The sequence below is a fragment of the Bradyrhizobium sp. UFLA01-814 genome, assembly GCF_046718885.1.
Classification (GTDB): Bacteria; Pseudomonadota; Alphaproteobacteria; order Rhizobiales; family Xanthobacteraceae; genus Bradyrhizobium; species Bradyrhizobium elkanii.
In genome coordinates, this window is record NZ_JAQOSR010000304.1 from 1 (window position 1) to 5067 (window position 5067).

The following is a 5067-nucleotide window of genomic DNA, read 5'->3' on the forward strand; positions in this document are numbered from 1 at the left end:
CTGCAGCAGATCGTCGATGTCACGACATCGAGCGCGGCATGGGCGCAGGCGCATCCCGACGAGGTCGCCAAATCGCTGGCCGCCGTCACCGGCGTGCCGCTCGATATCCAGACCATCGCGGCGAAGCGGGCGGGCTTCTCGGTCGGACCCGTGACCGACGACATCATCGCGACCCAGCAGGGCGTCGCCGACCGCTTCTTCAAGCTCGGCCTGATCCCGAAGCAGATCGCGATCCGCGACATCGTCTGGCTCAATCCCCAGACCTGATCGGCGCACGTTTGGTCATTTCAATGCAGAGGATAGTCCTATGACGCGTTCATTTCGACGCTGGGTCGCCCGCGCGGTGCTGTCGCTCAGCATCGTCGCCGCAACCGTCGGCGCCTCCTACGGCCAGGAGAAGGTCGTCCGCATCGGTTACCAGAAATACGGCAAGCTGGTGCTGCTCAAGAGCAAGGGCTCGCTCGAGGAAAAGCTGAAGGCGGTCGGCACCAAGGTGGTGTGGACCGAGTTTCCGTCCGGGCCGCCGCTGCTCGAGGCGCTCAATGTCGGTGCGATCGATTTCGGCAACACCGGCGAGGCGCCGCCGATCTTCGCGCAGGCCGCCGGCGCGCCGATCCAGTATGTCGCCTATGAGCCGCCGGCGCCGAAGGGCGAGGCGATCCTGGTGCCGAAGGACAGCCCGATCAAGTCGGTGACTGATCTGAAGGGCAAGAAGGTCGCGCTGAACAAGGGCTCCAACGTCCACTATCTCTTGGTGAAGGCGCTGGAGAAGGCCGGTGTCAAATATTCCGAGATCGAGCCGGTGTTCCTGGCGCCGGCCGATGCACGCGCGGCGTTCGAGCGCGGCGCGGTCGATGCCTGGGTGATCTGGGATCCGTTCCAGGCCGCGGCCGAGGCTGCGACCGGCGCCCGCACCGTCGCCGACGGCACCGGCATCGTCGCGAACTATCAGTTCTACTTCGCCTCGAAGAAATTCCTGCAGGCCGATCCGAAGATCGTCGAGCTCGTGCTGGCGCAGCTGAGCGAGGTCGATGACTGGGCCAAGGGCGACATCCACGCCGTCGCCGAGCAGCTGGCGCCAAGCATCGGCCTGTCGGTGCCGGTGGTCGAGGTCGCGTTGAAGCGGCAGGCCTACGGCATCAAGCCGGTCACCGATGCCGTGGTCGCGGACCAGCAGCAGGTCGCCGACACGTTCTTCGCGCTCGGCCTGATCCCGAAACAAATCAAGATTTCCGATGTCGCATGGAGACCGGGCACGTGAGCACCCCAACCAACGCCAACATCCTCTGGTTCCTGCCGACCCACGGCGACAGCCGCTATCTCGGCACGTCGATCGGCGGCCGCGAGGTGAACTTCAATTATCTGCGCCAGATCGCGCAGGCCGCGGATCAGCTCGGCTATTACGGCGTGCTGCTGCCGACCGGGCGGAGCTGCGAGGATTCCTGGGTGGTGGCGTCGGCCGTCGCGCCCTGGACCGAACGCCTGCGCTATCTCGTGGCGGTGAGGCCCGGCCTGCAGTCGCCGAGCGTCGCCGCACGCATGACCGCGACGCTGGACCGGCTGTCGAACGGCCGCCTGCTGATCAACGTCGTCACCGGCGGCGATCCGATCGAGAACAAGGGCGACGGCATTTTCCTCGATCATGACGAGCGCTACGCGGTGACCCGCGAGTTCCTCAACGTCTACAGCGATCTGCTGGCGGGCAAGACCGTCAATGTCGAAGGCAAGCACATCCGGATCGAGGACGGCCGCCTGCTGTTCAATCCGGTGCAGTCGCCGCGGCCGCCGCTGTATTTCGGCGGCTCCTCGGATGCCGGCATCGACGTCGCGGTCGACACCGTCGACAAATATCTGACCTGGGGCGAGCCGCCGGCGCAGGTCGCCGAGAAGATCGCCAAGGTGAAGGCGGTGGCGGCGCAGCGCGGCCGCAAGCTCTCGTTCGGCATCCGCCTGCACGTGATCGTGCGCGAGACCAATGCGGAGGCGTGGCGCGCCGCCGACGAGCTGATCCAGTACGTCACCGACGACACGGTGGCCGCCGCGCAAAAGATCTTTGCCCGGATGGATTCGGTCGGCCAGCAGCGCATGGCGCAACTGCATGGCGGCCGCCGCGACAAGCTCGAGATCAGCCCGAACCTGTGGGCCGGCGTCGGCCTGGTGCGCGGCGGAGCCGGCACCGCGCTGGTCGGCGATCCCGAGACCGTCGCCGCGCGGATCAAGGAGTATCAGGAGATCGGCGTCGATACCTTCATCATGTCGGGTTACCCGCACCTCGAGGAAGCCTATCGCTTCGCCGAATTGGTGTTCCCGCTGTTGTCGCTGGCGCAGGGCGGCAACGTGACGCCGATCCGCGTCAACACCGGGCCGTTCGGTGAGACCATCGGCAACGACTACCGTCCGCAGAAGCAGGCATCGCAATCATGAGTCTTATCGACAGTCTCCCGCGCGTCGGCGCCCCGAAACTTCCAAAGGTCGACGGTCTGATTCCGTGGATCGTGCCGCTGGCGATCGTGCTGGTGTGGCAGCTCGCCTGCGTCACCGGCTACGTGCCCTCGCGGGTGTTGCCGGCGCCGACCGACGTCGCACTGGCGGGATGGAAGCTGCTGCTGTCCGGCGAACTGGTCCGCAACATCTGGGTCAGCTTCTGGCGCGCCTCGATCGGCTTCTTGATCGGCGGCGGCATCGGCTTTGCGTTCGGCCTCGCCAACGGGCTGTCGCAGCTGTCGGCAAAGCTCACCGACACCACCTTGCAGATGGTGCGCAACATTCCGCATTTGGCGCTGATCCCGCTCGTCATCCTGTGGTTCGGCATCGACGAGTCGGCAAAGCTGTTTTTGGTCGCGCTCGGCGTGTTCTTCCCGATCTATCTCAACACGCTGCACGGCATCCGCACCGTCGATCCGCAGCTGATCGAGATGGGCCGCATCTACGGCATGACCGACGGCGAGCTGTTCCGCCGGGTGATCTTCCCCGGCGCGCTGCCCTCGATCTTCGTCGGGCTGCGCTTTGCGCTCGGCATCATGTGGCTGACCCTGATCGTCGCCGAGACCATCGCGGCCTCGTCGGGCCTCGGCTACATGGCGATGCAGGCGCGCGAGTTCATGCTGATCGACGTCGTCGTGCTCTCGATCCTGATCTACGCCTTGCTCGGCAAGCTCGCCGACAGCGCCTCGCGGGCGCTGGAGCGGCTGACCCTGTCGTGGCATCCCGCCTTCCAGAAGAAGTGAGAATGAGAATGCAAGAAGCGCTTCGTTTCGAAACCGCTGAAGCCGAGCCGGTCGACCGCACCGAGATCGTCGTGAAGGCGCGGCAGTTGCGGCGCGTGCCGGAAGGCGCGGCCCGCGGCCTGTCGCTGACCATCCGCGGCCTGCGCAAGGCGTTCGGCGACAATGAGGTGCTGCGCGGCATCGACCTGCACATCCCGGCCGGCCAGTTCGTCGCGATCGTCGGCCGCAGCGGCTGCGGCAAGAGCACGCTGCTGCGCCTGATCGCCGGCCTCGACGCGCCGACGGCGGGAAGCATCGCGTTCGGCGAACAGCCCCGGGCGCAGGACGTCCGCGTCATGTTCCAGGAGCCGCGGCTGCTGCCCTGGGCGCGCGTGCTGTCCAATGTCGAGGTCGGGCTGGGGCGTGAGCGCTCGTCTGCTGATGCACAGGCGCGCGCCGAGCGCGCGCTGGTCGAGGTCGGCCTCGGCGACAAGCGCACCCAGTGGCCGTCGGTCCTCTCGGGCGGTCAGAAGCAGCGCGTGGCGCTGGCGCGGGCGCTGGTCAGCCAGCCGCGCGCGCTGGCGTTCGACGAACCGCTCGGCGCACTCGACGCGCTGACCCGGATATCGATGCAGCAATTGCTGGAGCGGGTCTGGCGCGACCAGGGCTTCACCGCGATCCTGGTGACGCATGACGTCGCCGAGGCGGTCGCGCTCGCCGACCGCGTGCTGGTCATCGAGGACGGCCGCATCGCCGAGGATGTCACGATCGACCTGCCGCGGCCGCGCCGGCGCGGGTCGGCCGAACTCGCCGCGCTGGAGGGCGAGATTCTGAAGCATCTGCTCGAGGGCAGCGAAGACAGTCTGTGAGGTCGCCATGAATTCCATCGTCCGCAATGTTTCGATCGAGCCCGCGGTTGCGGCCGCCGAATTCCGCGGCGCGATGCGTCACCTCACCGGCGGCGTCAGCGTGATCACGGCCGGTCGGGCTAAGGATATTTCGGGAATGACGGTGACCTCGGTGTCGTCGCTCTCGGTCGAGCCGCCGTCCCTGATCGTCAGCATCAACCGCGCGGCCTCGTCATGGCCGCTGATCGCGCGCCATGGCGTGTTCGGCGTCAACATCCTGGCCGCGGATCAGCGTGACATCGCCGAGCGCTTCACCGGCAAGGGCGGCCTGAAGGGCGCGGACCGCTTCACCGGGGCCGAGTGGACGACGCGCGCGTCAGGCGTCCCGCTGCTGGTCGGCGCGCTCGCCGCGGTTGATTGCGAGGTCGAGGAGACCATCGAACGGCATTCGCACGTGATCGTCATCGGCCGCGTGCTCGACGTGATCGCGTCGGAGCGTACCGCCGCGCTGGCGTATTGGCACGGCGAGTATGTCGCGATCGACCATGAGGAAGACGCCGCACGGCTGGCTGAGGTCAGCCTGCCGTCGCGTCATGTTCATGTGCGAGGGCCGCGCTAGCGCGCCGTGCTTATCCGGATCGGACTTTAGAAAACTGCGCTCAGCGATGCCGGGCTGTCGATGATCACATTGCTGCCGCGGACGCCAGCCCATACAGCCTGGACGGTTTGAGCTGCATTGGCCAGCGGAATGCCAACGACGAGCGTGGTCGGGATACGGCCAAAGCTCGACGGGGTCTCGTTATAGGTGAAGCTTGCGACGACCGGCGAGACCGTGCCGTTGACGGTGACGCCGAACACGCCGCCCGGAATATCGTTGCCCGTGGCGTAGGGATTCGGAACGTTAAGGGTGATGATCGCGGTGGTGCCGACGCCCTCCGGAATCGTCAGGCTGAGGCCTTGCATCGGCGTTAAAGTCGCGGAAGTCGTGGACAGGGTGCCGCTGGTCTGCGCGT

General features: G+C 66.8%; 6 protein-coding genes and 1 pseudogene. 6 read left to right on the plus strand and 1 reads right to left on the minus strand.

Features of this window, described 5'->3' with window-relative positions; all coding sequences use genetic code 11:
- The 6 genes and pseudogenes from PMN64_RS41900 to PMN64_RS41925 all read left to right on the plus strand — a co-directional run.
- Positions 1-267, plus strand: a pseudogene (locus PMN64_RS41900) (sulfonate ABC transporter substrate-binding protein); the annotation flags it as partial.
- Between the two features lie 40 nt (positions 268-307).
- Positions 308-1261, plus strand: a complete 954-nt coding sequence (locus tag PMN64_RS41905) for a sulfonate ABC transporter substrate-binding protein (protein WP_411784999.1) — start codon at positions 308-310, stop codon at positions 1259-1261.
- Positions 1243-2424 carry an FMNH2-dependent alkanesulfonate monooxygenase gene (gene ssuD, locus PMN64_RS41910; protein WP_411785000.1) on the plus strand — a complete coding sequence of 394 codons (1182 nt, stop codon included), beginning with the start codon at positions 1243-1245 and terminating at the stop codon, positions 2422-2424. The genes PMN64_RS41905 and ssuD overlap by 19 nt, the downstream gene beginning before the upstream one ends.
- Positions 2421-3227, plus strand: a complete 807-nt coding sequence (locus tag PMN64_RS41915; RefSeq protein ID WP_016844331.1) for an ABC transporter permease subunit — start codon at positions 2421-2423, stop codon at positions 3225-3227. Before ssuD ends, PMN64_RS41915 begins: the two co-directional genes overlap by 4 nt.
- A gap of 8 nt (positions 3228-3235) precedes the next feature.
- A complete protein-coding gene (locus tag PMN64_RS41920) occupies positions 3236-4075 on the plus strand; it encodes an ATP-binding cassette domain-containing protein (protein WP_028343481.1) in 840 nt (279 codons plus the stop codon).
- Between the two features lie 7 nt (positions 4076-4082).
- On the plus strand, positions 4083-4673 hold the full coding sequence (locus tag PMN64_RS41925) for a flavin reductase family protein (protein ID WP_028343480.1): 591 nt from the start codon (positions 4083-4085) through the stop codon (positions 4671-4673).
- Positions 4674-4699: 26 nt separating this feature from the next.
- Here the strand turns inward: PMN64_RS41925 and PMN64_RS41930 are convergent.
- A partial coding sequence (locus PMN64_RS41930) for a hypothetical protein (protein ID WP_411785001.1) occupies positions 4700-5067 on the minus strand: 368 nt, incomplete at its 5' end.